The following is a 17,432-nucleotide window of genomic DNA, read 5'->3' as shown; positions in this document are numbered from 1 at the left end:
GGTTGGACAAGAATTCATGACAGACATTAAACATTATGTGGCGCGACGCAAAGTGATGGCTGCACAAATGCAAAATAGTGTGGCGATTGTACCGACTGCGCCGGAACGGTTGCGCAACCGGGATGCGCATTATCCGTATCGATTTGACAGCTATTTTTATTATTTAACCGGTTTTAACGAACCGGAAGCGGTACTGGTTGTTGTAGCAGAATCGGAAAAGGATGCGGTTAGCCATATTTTGTTTTGCCGCGACAAGGATATTGAACGCGAAATCTGGGATGGTTTTCGCTATGGTCCTGATTTTGCCAGAGAAACATTCGGGTTTGATGAGGCATATTCGATCACAAAACTTGACGAAATGTTGCCCAAATTATTGGCTGACAAGAGCGCTGTTTATTCAGCACCGGGGCATGATCCGGCCTGGGACGGGCGTATAGCGGGCTGGATTAACCAGGTGCGCGGACAAAGCCGCAGCGGCGTGACGGCACCGACTGAAATACGCGATTACCGGACATTGCTTGATGAAATGCGTCTGATCAAGGATGAATCGGAATTGCAGATCATGCGTCGTGCTGCGGATATTTCCGTGCAGGCTCACCGACGCGCCATGCAGGCGACACAACCGGAAAAATATGAATACGAAGTTGAAGCCGAGTTGTTGTATACCTTTCATCGATTGGGTGCGCGGACGCCAGCCTATTCGTCCATTGTGGCTGGCGGCGGGAATGCCTGTGTTTTGCATTATATTGAAAATAATGCACAATTAAAGTCAGGGGATTTGTTGTTAATTGATGCCGGGTGCGAGTTGGATGGCTACGCATCCGATATTACGCGGACATTTCCGGTCAATGGCCGGTTTTCTCCGGTGCAAAAGGATGTCTATCAACTGGTTTTGTCAGCACAGCAGGCAGCCATAGACAAAGTCAGGCCAGGCAATACCTGGAATGATCCGCATCAGGCTGCGTTGCAGGTGCTGGCACAAGGTTTTATTGATTTTGGCTTATGTCAGGGCAGTGTGGACAGTGTACTCGAATCGGAAGATTACAAACGCTTTTATATGCACCGAACTGGTCATTGGCTGGGAATGGACGTTCATGATGCCGGTGAGTATAAGCAGCAGGGTCAATGGCGCGAATTGCGTCCTGGAATGACATTAACCGTTGAGCCGGGTTGTTATATCCGCCCGGCAGAGAATGTACCCAAACATTTCTGGGATATCGGCGTGCGTATAGAGGACGACGTTTTGGTTAAGCCTGATGGCAGTGAACTATTAACTATTGCAGCACCCAAAACGGTGAAAGAGATAGAGGAGTTAATGCAATGAACGATGAACAACGCAGAATTATTATCAGAAGAATATCGAGTTACGGTCAAGATGATGGCAATTCACAGGATCGTGTGCCAGTATCGCCGATAAATCGTTGGGTTGCCATAGCGATTATGATTCCGGTATTGGCCTTGATGGCCGTATTGGGGGTGTTCTTTTTTACTATTTTTGTTGCATTGTTTTCAATTATTGCTGTTGTTTTCGGTGTGAGAATCTGGTGGTTGCGTAAAAAGTTTCATCGTAACATGCCGCAGTCGGAAACAGAGCAGTCAGGACAATCTGGGCAGGCTGTCAATTCTGCGGATTCTGTTATTGTCGAGGATGCCGAAATTATCGAGGAAACGACTGTGATCCGGGAAAGCAAGCAACCGAATAACGCCGATAAAAACAGGAAAAGCTAACACACTTTCCATCCTGAAGTTGCTATGGTAAAAGTAAAACGTATGGTGCTTGACGTGCTCAAGCCGCATCAGCCCAATGGGCTAGAATTTGCCAGCGTCCTGGCCGAACATTGTCTTGATTGTCATATTAAATATTCAGTCGTCGAAGTGGATGAGCAGACCGAAACAACAGTTCTTGTTATAGAGGGTGATCATATTCAATTTGATGTTGTTTTGGAGACGATTAATTCTATGGGTGCTACCATACATAGTATTGATGAAGTTGAAGTCGTCGGACTGCACGCGGAATCCTGATCGGATGTTCTTTACACATGTGTCTTGACAAAAAACACAGGATCTCTATAATCTTCGCCTTGTCTCTTGGGCGTTAGCTTTTGTCAAAAAGAAAACTTCTGATAGTACTTAACGCGGGAATAGCTCAGTGGTAGAGCACAACCTTGCCAAGGTTGGGGTCGCGAGTTCGAGCCTCGTTTCCCGCTCCATTTTGTAATTAATGTATCTTCCTTCAATTCCTACATTTTGCATGCAGGCGAGAAGTAGATATTGCCGTACGCATATTTTAAAGGCGGGGTGGCAGAGTGGTTATGCAGCGGCCTGCAAAGCCGTCTACGCCGGTTCGATTCCGACCCCCGCCTCCAAAAATAACCTTAACGAATTCAAACCGAATGTCGCAGACTGTCCACGAATTTCAACTTCAATCTGAAGCTACCCGAATAAATTCGCAGTGATCAAATTCAGCGTATTCCGAAAAATATGTATTAATATCGATCACTGGATTATCCAACCATTTGATATTAATCAACTAACTCTTTATTTTCGCTGTTCAGATCGATCAGAAGTGTTAGAATTGGCGCTTTTTTCATGCCGTAAATAGTTATTTTTTGATAGCCACAAGTGGCAAAATTTTTTATCAGCTTAATTTATTTGATTCTAAGAAGAGTTTTTGTTCAATTCACAAAATCTAAGATCTGTATTGAATTGTTATCAATGTTTTAAGTATTTTCATAGTGTTAACAAAAGAATTGCTTATTGGCATAATTTAATTAAAAATATGTGTAAATTAATCACACGATATCTGTTTTTATCTGTATACTTTACACGCTCTTAAATCGTATAGCCTTATGCTATAAATTCTGGCAATTAAAATTTGAACAAAAATCTATGTTGGTTCTTTACTATTAAAATCTCACTTCCTTTTAGACATCTTGATGGTTGCATTGATTAATATGTTTTCGAGATCAAGTTGAAATTTATAAATATGCACATGGCCCACGTACGGTTCAAATATTTTTATCAGCATTCCCAATTTTTCATACGCGAGCACTTGAGATAGTTTGGCAATTTAGTTGGAAAGTCAATTGATCTATTAATTGTCATTGATATTTCTATACTCCGAAACAAACGTTTAAATCTATCAAAAAAATTAATCAGAAATAGGTTGTAAATAAAACTGATTGCAGGTGGAAATAATTATTATTTCTATAATTAGAATAAATAAGGTTTTTGTAATGTCAATTAGAATAAAACAATTTTTTGTTATCTTTTTACTCGGTTTATTTAACTTTCCGGTTGCTTATGCTCAGGAAGCTATTGTTTACTCTCAATGTAAACGTACAACTACGGAGTTTGATCTTACTGCCGATGTCACCATAAATGGTCAATTACAGACAGTCACAAGGCGTATGAAGGGCCTGGATGTTTATGATGTGTTGCCTGATGTGACCAATTTTTTATCCACTTTTAATGCGCCATGCAATCTTGTTTACCGCGATGGAAAGGGTAACGAGACAATTATTTATAATTGCTCGGCAGAAACCACACAAACGAAATCTTGTGCGGCACTTGATCCTGCGGTTTCTTTCGATGGTAAAACGATAGCATTTACAGTTTTCCGCGGCAACCTGTTTAATTATCAGGAGAATATTCATTCACAGGTTCTACACCCGGAAGCTGATCCCGTTTATCTCGGTAGAATAGTACTACCCAACAAAAGACTGGCAACAGAGGGTGCTCATCTGCACTTTTATAATATTTCAACCGGAGCGCTCGTTGAAATGCCTTATCAAGCAGGTATCTATGACTCCGGGCCTGCATTTATCAGTAACGAGCGTATTGCATTCACATCAACCAGAGACGAACATACAACGACAGTGGTCTGGGGATCTACTGCATCAAGAATGGGTACCCGGATCTGGACCGTTGACGTGGACGGTAAAAATCCCGATTTGGCGAGCCATCATTCGCTATCACAGGAACAGCATCCATTCATGCTAAAGGATGGGCGTTTGGCCTATACAAGCTGGCAAATTTTCGGTGGACAACCATTTCGTCATGGAAACGGAAAAGCGGGCGGTTTTACAACAATTGACAATTTGTTTCATATTTACGCCCAGGATCCGGATGGCGCAGGTAATTTTCCGATTTACGGACAGCATAGCGGTAATATTGATCCAAGTTATTTTGGCGTAAACCATAAGGCATCGCATTTTATTACGCAGACGAGCGATGACCGCATCTGGTTTGCTGATTATTATCGTGGCAATAATAACGGACTGGGATCGCTTGTTGGTGTGATGCCTGAGCCGAAAGGCCAGGAAGGCATTGGTCCGCACGAAGCCACAACGCCTGGCGATATCTTTGTGCCGCGCGATGCAATTAACTTTGCTTTCTGGGCGCACAATTTCGATAAATTGTCTTTTACGATGGGTAGCCTTGGCGGTCAAATCGTTAATCATCCGAATTATACCGATCCACTGCCATTTGCCGGTAAATTGGGTCACCCGGCTGCATTACCGAATAATGGCCTGATGATGGCATGGGGAAAAGGTACGTGCAGTATAGTTGCCAAGAATGAAATTTTTGCCGAATTCGGTATGGTTGCGCCGCCGTTAACAAATGGTGATGGCAGCGGCGTGGCCATGAATTTGATCACATCGCTGGGTTTGGATACGCCAGGGTGCGATGTGGGTCTCTACCGCGCTACCCGGATCCCGTCGCAGCATCCAAGCGATCTGGAGCTCATTGTTGATTCGCCGGACTGGCATGAGATTATGGGGCGGGCAGTTGTTCCGTACTTTGTCATCCATGGTGTTGATCGACCGGCAGTCATTGAGCGGGCGGATGTGCGCACCACCCATGCGAGCCTGGAAACGGGTACACCTTTTGGGCTGCTCGGCGCTGCGTCGGTTACCGATCGTGAAACCGATCCCAGGGACGGGATACATTTTGCCGGAGAGCATCAATTTAATCTCCAGGGTACCGACACCATTGATTATACTGATGATGATCTGTGCGGCGTGCGTATACTCGGCGTTATGCCGAACCGGAGCAGGAATACAGTAAAAGACATTGCCAACATTACTGGAGAGCGGGTTTCAATTCTGGGTGAATTTCCGGTATTAAACCGCAGTACAGATGGCAGCCGCATCATCGATCAAAGCGGTCATCCCGATACCAGTTTTCTGGTGCGCATGCCTGCAAATATGCCGTACTTAATGCAGGGCGTGGACTGTGACGGACGCACACTGAATACCGACCAGACCTGGCAGAGCCTGCGTCCCGGCGAGCAGAAAACCTGCAATGGCTGTCATGTACATTCAAGACCGGCGCGCACTCAATTTGAGACAACGTTTGCGGCAACATCGGCGTATAGCATTCCGCGCCTGGGCGAAGGCACCGTGCCGCTGCTGGCGGGTAAATCGGGCAATGCTGTTCAGACGCGTACAATACCGGGTTACGGCATGCGTATTGAATTCACCAAGGATATCAAACCTATTTTTGATCAGCATTGCATATCGTGTCACGGTGGCAGTGCGCCGGCTGCGGGACTTGCACTTGATGTTACCGGCAGCGACAACAATACACAAAACTCCACCTGGTGGTGCCTGGTAGCCGATAATAGTCAAAGCTGCGTCGCACCGGAAAACCGGACGGTAACAGGCGAAGGAACCACAGGTACGTCATTTAAACGCCCGCAGATGACGCGTTATATCCGTGCATTCAATTCGCGCGGCAGTCTGCTTTACTGGAAGGCGGCGAATCATCGCACAGACAACAGAAGCGATGCGCAATATGCGGATGATATTGATTTTGGAGGTACCCCCCATCCCACTACGATCAGTGCACAAGAGCTCGGTTTGTTGTCGCGATGGATCGATATTGGCGTGCCGGGTGGAACGCAGGAATTGAAAGACACCCAGAAACCGACATTGCACCTGGCGTCGGCCGATGGCAATGGTGGCGTATCGCGGTTACATGTGGGCACCGTTGATCTGGGCAGTGGTATTAATCCCAATAGTCTTATGGTGTGTATTCTGGGGACCGACGGTAGTTGTAATAATCTTGCAGGCGCTGCTGAAAAACATGGCGTTACCGTGGTTGATCTGGGCGGTGCGTTGAGCGATCCTGATGTTGAAATCTACGCACGTGTGAGCGACCTGGCAGGTAACACGACCGAAGTTTACCGCTCTGTAAGCTGGTTTTTGAACAATACTTCAGGCGTACCCGGAACGGGCGACACTAAAGCACCGAATATTTCAATAACCAACCCAACCGGCGGTGAAGTCTCGGGTGTTATTCCGGTAGCAGTCAGTTATTCAGACAATGTGGGTGTAGTGTCGGTAGAATATTATGTGAATGGTGCGCTTCACGGCAAGAGTACCCAAGAACCATTTGCGTATACGCTGGACACGACATCATTAGCCGACGGTCAAAATACATTAAGTGCTATTGCATTTGATGCTGCGGGCAACCAGGGTTCTTCCGGAGTTACCTTCACGGTGAATAATGGCACTTCAGGTGGAGGTGGAGGTACAAGTGAAGGTGTGGTGATTAGTATTGTTTCGCCGACGAGCGGAGTGGTGTCGGGTACTATTCCGGTGGAATTGAATTATTCGGATACAGCAGGGATAGTGTCAGTTGATTTATATATCAATGATCAGCGTTATGGCACAGATACCCAGGCGCCGTTTATGTTTAACCTGGATACTGCGACAGTTGCTGACGGTGATTATGTATTGACGGCTCATGCCTTCGATGCAAAGGGTCAGCAGTATATTTCCGGTAACGTGGCGATTTCTGTAAGAAACAATTCCAGCTCGTCCGATACGCAAAGCCCGAGAATCGGGATTACATCGCCAATCTCTGGGGAAGTGGTTTCTGGCATCAAACCGGTGACGTTCAATGTATTTGACGATGTCGGCGCAGTTCGTGTTGAATTTTATGCCAATGACGTATTTGTTGGAGCGAGCGAAAAAGCACCGTTTACGATCAACTGGGATACGACGCAAACGGCAAACGGCCCCGGTTATATTCAGGCATATGCCTTTGACCGGGCTGGCAACAAAGGCGTTTCATTCAAGTTCATTCTTACAATCGACAATAACAATCCAACCCCGGCGTTGGATACCAAGACGCCGGTCATCAGTATTGTCAGTCCGGTTGCGGGAACGGTATCCGGAACGATACCGGTTGATTTCAGTTACTCGGATAATGTTGGCGTAGTATCGGTGGATCTGTATGCAAATGGACAACTTGTCGGGAAAAATACCCAGGCGCCATTTACATTCACACTGGATACGAATGCAATGACAAATGGCGATTACAGGCTTACTGCGCATGCATTTGATAAAGCCGGAAACAAAGGTGTATCAAACGCCGTGGCTATTACGGTGAGTAACAATTCAGAGAGTAACAATTCAGCGAGTAATACAACCGATACGCAAAACCCGAGAATCGGGATTACATCGCCAGTCTCTGGAGAAGTAGTTTCTGGCATCAAGCCGGTGACGTTCAATGTATTTGACGATGTCGGCGCAGTTCGTGTTGAATTTTATGCCAATGACGTATTTGTTGGAGCGAGTGAAAAAGCACCGTTTACGATCAACTGGGATACGACGCAAACGGCAAACGGCCCCGGTTATATTCAGGCATATGCCTTTGACCGGGCGGGGAACAAAGGCGTTTCATTCAGGTTCATTCTTACAGTCGACAATAACAATACAGTCACGGCGTTGGATACCAAGACGCCGGTCATCAGTATCGTCAGTCCGGTTGCGGGAACGGTATCCGGAACGATACCGGTTGATTTCAGTTACTCGGATAATGTTGGCGTGGTATCGGTGGATCTGTATGCAAATGGACAACTTGTCGGAAAAAATACCCAGGCGCCATTTACATTCACACTGGATACGAATGCAATGACAAATGGCGATTACAGGCTTACTGCGCATGCATTTGATAAAGCCGGAAACAAAGGTGTATCAAACGCCGTGGCTATTACGGTGAGTAACAATTCAGAGAGTAACAATTCAGCGAGTAATACAACCGATACGCAAAACCCGAGAATCGGGATTACATCGCCAGTCTCTGGAGAAGTAGTTTCTGGCATCAAGCCGGTGACGTTCAATGTATTTGACGATGTCGGCGCAGTTCGTGTTGAATTTTATGCCAATGACGTATTTGTTGGAGCGAGTGAAAAAGCACCGTTTACGATCAACTGGGATACGACGCAAACGGCAAACGGCCCCGGTTATATTCAGGCATATGCCTTTGACCGGGCGGGGAATAAAGGCGCTTCATTCAGGTTCATTCTTACAGTCGATAATAACAATTCAACGAATAGTTCAACGGATACGCAAAACCCGAGAATCGGGATTACATCGCCAGTCTCTGGAGAAATTGTTTCAGGTGTCAAGCCAGTGACGTTCAATGTTTTTGACGATGTCGGTGCTGACCGGGTTGAACTTTATGCCAATGACGTATTTGTTGGAGCGAGCGAAAAAGCACCGTTTACGATCAACTGGGATACGACGCAAATGACAGATGGTCCCGGTTATATTCAGGCATATGCCTTTGATCAGGCTGGCAACAAAGGTGTTTCATTCAGGTTCATTATTACGGTCGATAATAACTAAAGTTTCGGAGTTCGGAATAGTGGTAAATGGTTATTTGATAATACTGTTAGGCAAATAAAGCGGCTTGATCAGCTAAAGGGTGCCTCTAATAATTCAGAGTTCTAAACAAGACGAGGCGGGAACAAGAAATTTTGAAGCAACATAAAACTGAATGTAAGGAATATTTTTTGTGAACAACGACTTATTGTGACGAAACGGCGAAGCATGCAATCCGCGATACGGATGCTCGCAAATATGGATTTTTAGAGGTGCCCTAAAATTGCTACAATGAAAAATTGCCCAATTTATTGACAAATATTGGAGAATCAGGCCGCGGCACATTGTCATGCAATTCATTCTGAAATTCGAGAATTTGTTTAGAAACATGAACTCGAGTCATTCGCAAACCGCCGCTATACTGAATGCTTTTTGCACTGCAATAGGCACGCACAAATTCTATGAGACGGAAGTACAAATTATATGAGACGCGCCAAATTACATAAGATTTGCGCGATCACATTTTATGTGGTGGTATTGACAAAAAGATATAAATGTGATTGCGAATAACTAAACAATGCAACTATAGTACGAACTCGGGCATTGTGAATTCAGCCCGCCAAACTCATCTGCAGTTTGTTCCGGCTCGTTTAGGTGTGACAGGACTCCAGGATAATGACCTGGCTGCCGCGTCCAGAAGATGTAATTAGCGTGCAAAACATCTCTTGCGTATGCATTTAGTTCTGAAATCGTTGGCGTGTGGCCGTTCCCGTCCTTTGACGTGCTTAAGTAGTTAAGCGGTTGAACGGACGGGCACAGCGGAACAATACCGGATAACTGTGAATAGTACGAGTAAATGCCATCAGGCGTATTTGGATTGCCGAACATCGTAAGGCCCGGGTCATCTGGGTGAACATCAGGCCCACCCAAGGCCGAACCAATATTTTTCAGATCATTTACAAACCAGCTTAGAATTGTGCGCGGATAATTGACAAATTGACAAACCATTGTGTTTGGAAAATAAAGCCTGGACATGCGGTTTATTTCAATCAAATTTTTGTAATAATCGTCTATCTGCTCCTGGCTGATTGTTATTGTTCCATCAACAGGTTCGCTCATGGTCGTTTCGATGAAACATATACCTTCGAAAAAAGGGTGTCCATTGTAGCGGTCGCCTAATTGTCTAATAAAACGAATGAACGCTTTTACGACCTCAGCATTCCACGTTTTCAAACTGTATCCGACAGCCACGGACGGGTTAGAAGGGTTGGAAAATTGAAATGATCCGCCTTCATACTCTGGCGTTGTCATATAGTCTGGCGTGGCTAACAAATCTTGGAGATATGTCTTTGTCTGCAGCGTTATTACCAGCCGTTTTCCAATTGCCGAAAACTCCGCCAATAGGTTATCAATCAGAGAAAAATCATAGACGCCTTCTGATACTTCAGTTTCATTCCAGAAAATTCTAGCCTGCACACCACGCAGCGCGGGTGTTGCGAGCAATTCAGACTTAACGTCGGCCAGGTAATAACCCTTATCCCTGCCCCAATCCAGTATCGTGTAATAGTGTCCTGGGTGGAACTTAACCCCAGCAGTTGCATCATAGTTTTTACTTGCCGCAATAAACAAGTCATCAATACGTCGATCCGGCCACCCAAGTGCGTTTCGTACAGACTCAACAAGAGGATGGTCTCTGCGTATTTCTGTTGCGTATTGCCAGTGGATTTTGTCTGAATCGCTTAGCGTCTGAACATGCGCGTCAACAGCCGATAACAGGTCGGAATCGAGCAATGCCAGCCGTGCATTTTTCATAGGCACGACATTTGGCACTGAAGCGGCGGCAACAAATGATGCATGGCTCGGAATGTAACCTGAATCAGCAACGAGTGACCCGCCAACTCTTCTCATTTTGCCTGGCATAACACCATCAGGCAGCGGTCCATCTGTCTGCTCGTCCCACAAAACATTTGCCGGGTCGTTGTAAGCGCCGCCATCATACAGTGTTAGAACTGCTTGCTCACCTGAAGGCTTGTTAACCAGTATTTTCCTCATATCGACACCTTATATAAACCCTAGCCTTTTAACAGAAAAAAGGGATACATATCCGTTATCAGTCTCTGCCGAATTAGCATTATTATGAGGTCTTATGACATCTCCCGCATTGAAACGCATAGTTCTTGACATAAATGCTGCCGATGTTGTTCCTAATGTATCGCTCCCTAAAATAAACTCTTCCATGTTTGTGTTCATGCGAGTAATAAACGATGTTGATAAACCTCCAGAATTACGTGAGGCCCCGATGTACGCGCCAGCAGCCGCTGATGATCCATACCTGGTGACCTCGTAATCTCCAGTCTTATCTATTAAAATACTGTCTCCCAATGTTGGACTGCTCGAATACGACATCCAAATACCCCCTGTGTTTTTTTGCACAGTCCCATATCGCTGTATCGCTGTATTTGTTGTGCCGACTCCCGCATTATTGACAAGCGTAATCTCATTATCTGCCATTACCGGCACAGCACCGTAGAACGACACGCTCCAGTCAGAAAATGTCCCTGATCCGTTCAGCTCTTGCGGCAAAAACACCAAAGCGCCCGTGCTCGGATTGTATGAGATTACAAGACAAACCATGTTGGTCGTCGGTGCAGACGTTCGCGCAACAGTGATGCGCTGCCCAGGGAAATATGATTTATTGGTTTGAACAGTAATGGTTTTCTGTGTGAGCGCCATCGCAACGCTTGTTGAACTTGTGCTATTCATCGCATTAAGATCGAACGCTTGAACTGCGGCTTCTACGTAAGCGGCAAAGGCTGGCAATTCAGTAAACAACAAATTCATCGCAGCATCAAACTGCTGCTCTGTCATGTTTTGAGTATTTGGCAATGGTTGTGTGAATTGCATTATAGACCCTCAACTCTAATATCAAATTTGGCTAATTTATGGTTTTTTGTTGCGAGTTTGAATCTTCTGAAAAACCCGACAATCGTGTGCATTTCGCGGAATGAATCAATTGAATCCATTCCTGAAAAAATAATGACTTTGCCGTTCGAATCTGCTTTGAACTGCCGCGCAAGGTTTATCCTGTTTGCAGCTATTTCTATGGGTGATTCAAGTATAGGGATATCCGGTACCGGATTAAATTCTGCTTCGTTAAACTCGTTTCGCACAACCGCGCTATTGTTTTCATCTTCAAGAGACGAATCCCATTCAATCTCGCCCAAATCAACGGCTAAGCCTGTTGCAAATCTCGATAAATCGCATGTTCCGGAAGAATCAGTCAGCGTCACAGTAACAACCGGGTCAATAACTGGCGGCACTTCAAATGTGCACAACACCTTATCGTAAACCCATGGGCCGAAACACCACTGAAACGGCGTAACGGCATGTCTTGCCAGTAAGCTTTTGTCGATAGTCAGCACTGTCGCGCCGCCGATTCCATCCTGAACAGTAATTGACGCATGGGATGCTCTGATACCTTCCAGCGTAATTGCGTTTATCCGTTTACCTGGACGCACACTGACTATCATTGGCGATGTGCCTGTGCTTTTCTGTCCACGCTTCCAATCAAACATTCTGCGCTGATTAGTGAAGCCTTTGAGTATCCACCACGTGGGCGACGTGGCAGGCGGATGGTTCTGATTGCTGGCTTGTAATGATTCATATACCAGGTGACTATCAGTGGTTATTACGCTAGCAAGATCGCCCTGCGCAAAAACAGTGGTTGTGTTCCAATTTGGCTCGGCCGCATCCGGCTCTGCAATCGTGCTGCTGATAAACCGGGCGTCAGTTATTTCGATTGGCACATAAGCCTTTACCTGTTCAGCCATTACGTTCCCGTCCTTAGCGCTGGTACGCCATTAACTGTAATCGTTACGCTATCCAGTTTGTTTGCAACGCGTTTGTTATACGTGCTGTTGCTTTGCAGTTCTGCAATTAACTGATTAATTGCAGCAACAACATTTTCATTGCTTAGCATATTTCGCAAATCGTTATTACTCGTAATCCTTGCCGGGCCGGTTGCTTCGAGTTCCGGGCCGCGTTCTCCGACAATACGCAGACCACCTGAATGCAAACCGCCGCCAGCGAATCTAGGCAATCCGGTCGTTTCAAAGAATTGATCAATCTGCCTTTGTCCAAGACCAAGGGCCGACGCAATCATGCCCGAGCTGATATTATTCTTTTTGGCCGCATCGAATATCTGCTTTGGCGTCGGGTTTTTCGCGAAAAAGTCGCGTATTGGCTGCAACTCGGCCTGGGTTGTTACTGTGATTGGCCTGTCTGAGCGAATACTTCCGCCAGCATTGGAAAAAGGCAGCAAACCTGGGCTGCCAATATTTGATGGTCCACCGGCCGCAGCGGATGCTGCATTAATGTTTTTCAGTGCATCGGCCAGCGACAAAACACCTGTTTCGATACCTCGCAAACGATCAATCGCTTCACGCCCCTGACCCAACATTGAATCAAGTCGTTGAGTACTGCGATCAAAGCCGTCTTGTAACGCCTTGCGCTGTTCTTCAAGCGCCTGCAAGCTGCGTTCTTCGGTGCTTAACCGGGTATTTGTCAGATCACCCAATTCGCCGACCAGGTTGGCCGTTTTGCGCTGCTCGCGCTCAAACTCAAAACTGCTTGCAAAACCGGAAGTATCGCGCCGGGCCAATGTTGTTAGCGATTCGCGAAGACTGTCCGCTGTCGGGAAATTGCCGGATTGTGCGGCGGCAATTGCATCCCGGATTTGTTGTTTTGCCTGGTCGCGGCTGATCGGGCGCAGCGCGACAACGGTTTGATTGATCGCTGCAGACAATGTCCGCAGTTTGCCAACAGAGTCGGTGACATCGCTAATTTGCTGGTTTACAGCCTCTAGCGATTTGTTGTAATCGTTCGTCAGCCGCTCGCGCTCGGCCGCGACGGATTGTTGCAATGCAGAAAATGCGGTTTCCAGCGCATCGATCGGTGAAACAATCGACTGCGTTGCTGTATTGATCGCATCCCTGTATTGATTGGCCTGCACGATCATCGGCGTTAAATCCAGCGCAGCGACAAACTGCTCCCATGTCAGCTTGCCGCTTGTGACTGCATTGTTTAACTTTTCAATAGTCGGCACTGTTGTAACGCCGTATTTTGCAAGTTCTTTTCGTAAGTCAGCGCTAACAATTGCAAACTTTTGCGTATCAGTCAGCACGTTATTAAAAAAGAATTGTGTCTTGCTGTTTAACGCATCAGTACCGCCAGCCAGTTCAACTGCGGCCGACCGTTGTTCGAGCGTAAATGAACGCAACAGCGTTTGCGCTTCGGTTGATGTTTGACCTAACAGCCTGACAGTGTTTTCCAGCGATTCAAACTCACTGCTTAAACGCACAAGGGTTTGTAACGCTGATTCGCCGCGTTTTGACAGATCGCTGACCTGTGGCAGCAATCCTGTTGCCATTTGCTCGGCAGCTTCGGCTATCACCTGCGCGACTTGCGCGTCAGATAACGCCTGGCCTTTTTCGGACACCAGATCAACGGAAAAAGAAAACTTATCAATGCTGGCCGCGCTTATCCCAAGTGTGTCACCAACATTGCGTAATGATTTAACCGTGCTTGCAACGCTTTCATCCAGTACCTTGCCAAGCTCAATAGCCCGATCAATTGCTGGATCGATAAACTTGGATAATTGCCCGGATACGCCGCTTTCGCTGAGACGCCCGAATTGGTTGAGCAGTGCGCCAGAATCAGTATCGACAATGATATTATCCCTGCGCGAGCTACGAAATACGCTACCTTTAGCTTTGAAACTATCGTTAAATACACCCTCGAAACCCTCTGCAGTAATATTTCCAACCAAATCCTGACGATCCGCTTTGAACGGTTTACGTCCAAACAGAGCGCCAGCCAAACCACCAATTACCGGCACGCTATCGACAAAAGTTCCGGTTTTTCGGCCATTGGCGAGAAACTTTCCAATCTGATCAACTGCCAGCAATGCGATTGCTGGCCCGGCAACGGACGCAACCGAAGCACCCAGCGATGCTGCCGTACCCGCTCCGGCAACAGCACTTTCAGCGCCGATAAATGCGGCCGCCTCAGCGCCACCCGAAAGACCGGCTCCAAACGAACCTAACAAGCCACTGCCGCCTAGCTTTGTTAACCCAGCGCCAGCCAATGAAGTCACGCCAAGCCCGGTTTTAAACAGATTGAGTGCGGTTGCGCCGACGTTTGCAACGTTCAGCGCATTCAGTCCGTTGCCACCCGACGCGCCGCCAGCATTAAAAAGATTCGCGCCAACGTTAATAATGAAAGGTCTTAGTGTGAGCTGATAAAGCAGGTCGATTATGCTGTTTTGTATCGCCCGCCCGATTGATTTCATCGCATCCGTTCCATGCGCAGCGAACTGTATAAACGATGTGCGCGCGGTATTTTCAACGGTTGACCACATCCGGCTCCACTGTTGCTCAACCTCGCGCGCTGCTTCGATTTCTTCTCTTGCTCTGGTTTGTGCCAGCTCTTTAAGCTTTCTGTGTTCCTCGGTTATTCGCTCTTCCGACAGCGTTGCTTGCGCCCAGGCTTGCGCGGAGGCCATGATATCCTGCGCAAGTTCTTTGGTTGGCGCTTTGGCAGCTTCAGCGGCCGCTGCCATCAGACGTTTCTGCACTGTGTTTTTGCCAACTTCCTCGGTTTCGCGCTTTAGCGCATCGATAATGCGTTTTGCGCCGTCAACAGCCCGCTTTTCTTCGTCCTCGCGCGCCTTTGCAGCCCGTTGTGCATCACGAATAACCTGGTCGGCAAGTTTTTTGCGTTCCTCGGCTTCACGTTTCATGGACGCAGAAAATTCGGCAGGCGCTTGTGGCTTCGCGCCTGGGCGGACGATACGGGATATTACTTCCTCGGCTTTTTGCAATTCCTGTGTCGTTGCAACGACTTCGGCGCGTGCATTTTTACCGAGAAGCTGCTCTAAAATACCGCTGGACGCAATATTGCCCAGGATATTATTACCGGTTATTGTTTTGAGTATATTTGACGGCGTGATGTTTGATGCAACCTGACCGACGCCGGGTATTTTGGCGGCTTCATTGGCAATCTTTCTAAGCTGCTCTATGACTCTTGCCGTGATGCCGATAAACTCGGTTGCAGCAACAACACTATCGCTAAACATATCGATAATGCCAGCATCGGCAACAGCCAGTTTTAAGTCGGTAAATGAATTATCCAGCCGGTTGATTTGGGCATTGAGTCCTTGCGCTGCGGCTTGAGATTCTGCGCCGTATGTTCTTTCCAGCTCTCTTGCAAGTGCTGGCAATAGCTGCTCTGCTGTGAGTTCACCACGTTGCAGCATTTCGCCAAGTTCTTGGGTGGTGACATTGATGGATCGCGCGGCAACCTGAAAAGCGCCTGGCAATCTTTCGCCTAACTGGCCGCGTAACTCTTCAGCCGACACCGTGCCCTTCGATATAATCTGCTCAATCGCGGTCAGCGCGCCACCTGTCTGATCTGCCGATAACCCAAGCACGGTCGACGCCTTGGCGATTGACAGAAAGATATCCCGCGTCGCCTGGCCCTCAAGCCGGGTCCCTTTGGATGCCGCAGCCAGTTTTGCGTACTGCTCGGCTGTGCTGGTGAATTGCAGTCCCAGTTTATCTGCTTCTTCACGTAAGAACTTGATCTCGCGTGTAGCGGCCTGCTGACTGCCAAGTCCAACCCGGAGTGAGTTGTTTAACCGCTCCTGCGCCAGCGCTGCCTGTACAATCGCGCGGCCGCCCGAAACGGCCGCATTAAATGAGACGTATGCACCAGCCGCAGCAACCAGACCGGTCTTGAGATTGTTCATGCTCAACGCATGCGCATTGGTCTCGCTGGCCGCTTTTCTGACTTCGTCGTTCTGGCGCTTTACCTGGCTGGTAAAGGATGCTGACTCTGAATTGGTGCGTTTCGCGGCATTGCCTAGGCCGCCAATCGCTGCTTGCGCTTCACGCGAAGCGCCGACCAGGTCTTTCCCGTCGGCAGTGAGTCGAACGCCTACCTCAAAGTTGCTCATTTTCGGTTCAGGACCTCAAGCGCTGCGTCTTCCATTACCATAATCTTTTCAAAGATGGCCGGTCGATCTGTTGCCTTGATTCGCATAAGGCGCATGGTGCTTCCGATTTCGGTTCTAATAATTCCAAAATAATGCCCAGACATAGAATCAACGCGCCAGCAATTGCGAAGACGACAAAAAACAACAACTGCACTACAGTTCTCACTAAAAACCGGATACAGTCCGTCATCATTGTCATTATCTTTTTTTGATTCTTCATGCGCCTGGATTGCCGCCTGCCATTCCTCCGGATCGGCCAGCTTGGGATCATTGAGCGTTGATCCGGAAGGGCGTGATGCCCAATAGCGGGCGGCATCGATTAGTTTTTTCTTGCGGCCGATTTGTTGCCGTACTTCATGGCAATGTAGCCGTTTATGATCGATACGCGTGCATACGGCAGTTTGATCAAACGCTCGCGCGCTTCTTCAGAGAAATCGATATGATTGCCGTCTTTATCGTAGAAACCTTGATCTGTTTTTTCGGGGTCTTTTTTGTTTAGTTTGCCCCAGCCGACCAGCACGCGGCGCAAGATTTCCTTGTCTGCATCCGGACCTTCCGCAAGCTCGGCGTATTCGTCTTCATCGATCATATTGAAATGGCACAGCATTGTTTCTTCGCGCACGCTGCCACCGTTTCTCGGGCTGTTAATCGTAACCGGCCATGCTATTGCCCTCATTTCTTCTTCGGTCATTTCGCGAAACATAAATTTCTCCTTTTGTATTGAAAACGAATAATTTGTTAACAAAAATCCGTTTAACGGT

The 17,432-nt window shown here is 47.3% G+C and carries 10 protein-coding genes and 2 tRNA genes; 7 read left to right on the top strand and 5 right to left on the bottom strand.

The genetic code is table 11. The annotated features are described in order from the left end of the window. Positions 1 to 16 precede the first annotated feature (16 nt). The 6 genes from pepP (at position 17) to MRK00_16505 (ending at position 8,642) form a co-directional block, all read left to right on the top strand. The gene (gene pepP / locus MRK00_16530; GenBank protein MDR4518976.1) at positions 17 to 1,324 is read left to right on the top strand and encodes a Xaa-Pro aminopeptidase; all 1,308 of its coding nucleotides are present in this window, start codon (positions 17 to 19) and stop codon (positions 1,322 to 1,324) included. Then, complete coding sequence (locus MRK00_16525; protein MDR4518975.1) at positions 1,321 to 1,728, top strand: hypothetical protein; 408 nt, start codon at positions 1,321 to 1,323, stop codon at positions 1,726 to 1,728. Before pepP ends, MRK00_16525 begins: the two co-directional genes overlap by 4 nt. A 24-nt stretch (positions 1,729 to 1,752) precedes the next feature. Further along, entirely contained in the window at positions 1,753 to 2,022 is a 270-nt protein-coding gene (locus MRK00_16520; protein ID MDR4518974.1) for a DUF211 domain-containing protein, read from the top strand. Positions 2,023 to 2,135: 113 nt separating this feature from the next. Further along, positions 2,136 to 2,210, top strand: a tRNA-Gly gene (locus MRK00_16515). Positions 2,211 to 2,292: 82 nt separating this feature from the next. Beyond that, positions 2,293 to 2,366 (top strand) — tRNA-Cys (locus MRK00_16510). 870 nt (positions 2,367 to 3,236) lie between these two features. Beyond that, positions 3,237 to 8,642, top strand: a complete 5,406-nt coding sequence (locus MRK00_16505; GenBank protein ID MDR4518973.1) for an Ig-like domain-containing protein — start codon at positions 3,237 to 3,239, stop codon at positions 8,640 to 8,642. Positions 8,643 to 9,188: 546 nt separating this feature from the next. Here MRK00_16505 and MRK00_16500 read toward each other — a convergent pair. The 4 genes from MRK00_16500 to MRK00_16485 are packed head-to-tail and all read right to left on the bottom strand — an operon-like array spanning position 9,189 to position 16,632. Beyond that, the gene (locus tag MRK00_16500; protein ID MDR4518972.1) at positions 9,189 to 10,670 is read right to left on the bottom strand and encodes a glycoside hydrolase; all 1,482 of its coding nucleotides are present in this window, start codon (positions 10,668 to 10,670) and stop codon (positions 9,189 to 9,191) included. A gap of 9 nt (positions 10,671 to 10,679) precedes the next feature. After that, entirely contained in the window at positions 10,680 to 11,522 is an 843-nt protein-coding gene (locus tag MRK00_16495) for a hypothetical protein (protein MDR4518971.1), read from the bottom strand. After that, on the bottom strand, positions 11,522 to 12,448 hold the full coding sequence (locus MRK00_16490; protein ID MDR4518970.1) for a hypothetical protein: 927 nt from the start codon (positions 12,446 to 12,448) through the stop codon (positions 11,522 to 11,524). Before MRK00_16490 ends, MRK00_16495 begins: the two co-directional genes overlap by 1 nt. Next, a complete protein-coding gene (locus MRK00_16485; protein MDR4518969.1) occupies positions 12,448 to 16,632 on the bottom strand; it encodes a tape measure protein in 4,185 nt (1,394 codons plus the stop codon). The genes MRK00_16490 and MRK00_16485 overlap by 1 nt, the downstream gene beginning before the upstream one ends. A gap of 162 nt (positions 16,633 to 16,794) precedes the next feature. Between MRK00_16485 and MRK00_16480 the strand changes: the two genes are divergently transcribed. After that, on the top strand, positions 16,795 to 16,977 hold the full coding sequence (locus MRK00_16480; protein ID MDR4518968.1) for a hypothetical protein: 183 nt from the start codon (positions 16,795 to 16,797) through the stop codon (positions 16,975 to 16,977). A 13-nt stretch (positions 16,978 to 16,990) separates the two neighbouring features. On the opposite strand, the gene MRK00_16475 is transcribed toward MRK00_16480, so the two are convergent. Beyond that, positions 16,991 to 17,374 carry a hypothetical protein gene (locus MRK00_16475; GenBank protein ID MDR4518967.1) on the bottom strand — a complete coding sequence of 128 codons (384 nt, stop codon included), beginning with the start codon at positions 17,372 to 17,374 and terminating at the stop codon, positions 16,991 to 16,993. Positions 17,375 to 17,432 lie beyond the last annotated feature (58 nt).

Source organism: Nitrosomonas sp., assembly GCA_031316255.1.
GTDB lineage: Bacteria > Pseudomonadota > Gammaproteobacteria > Burkholderiales > Nitrosomonadaceae > Nitrosomonas.
Note: the sequence above shows the minus strand (reverse complement) of the source record. Positions and strands in the feature narration are given on the sequence as shown.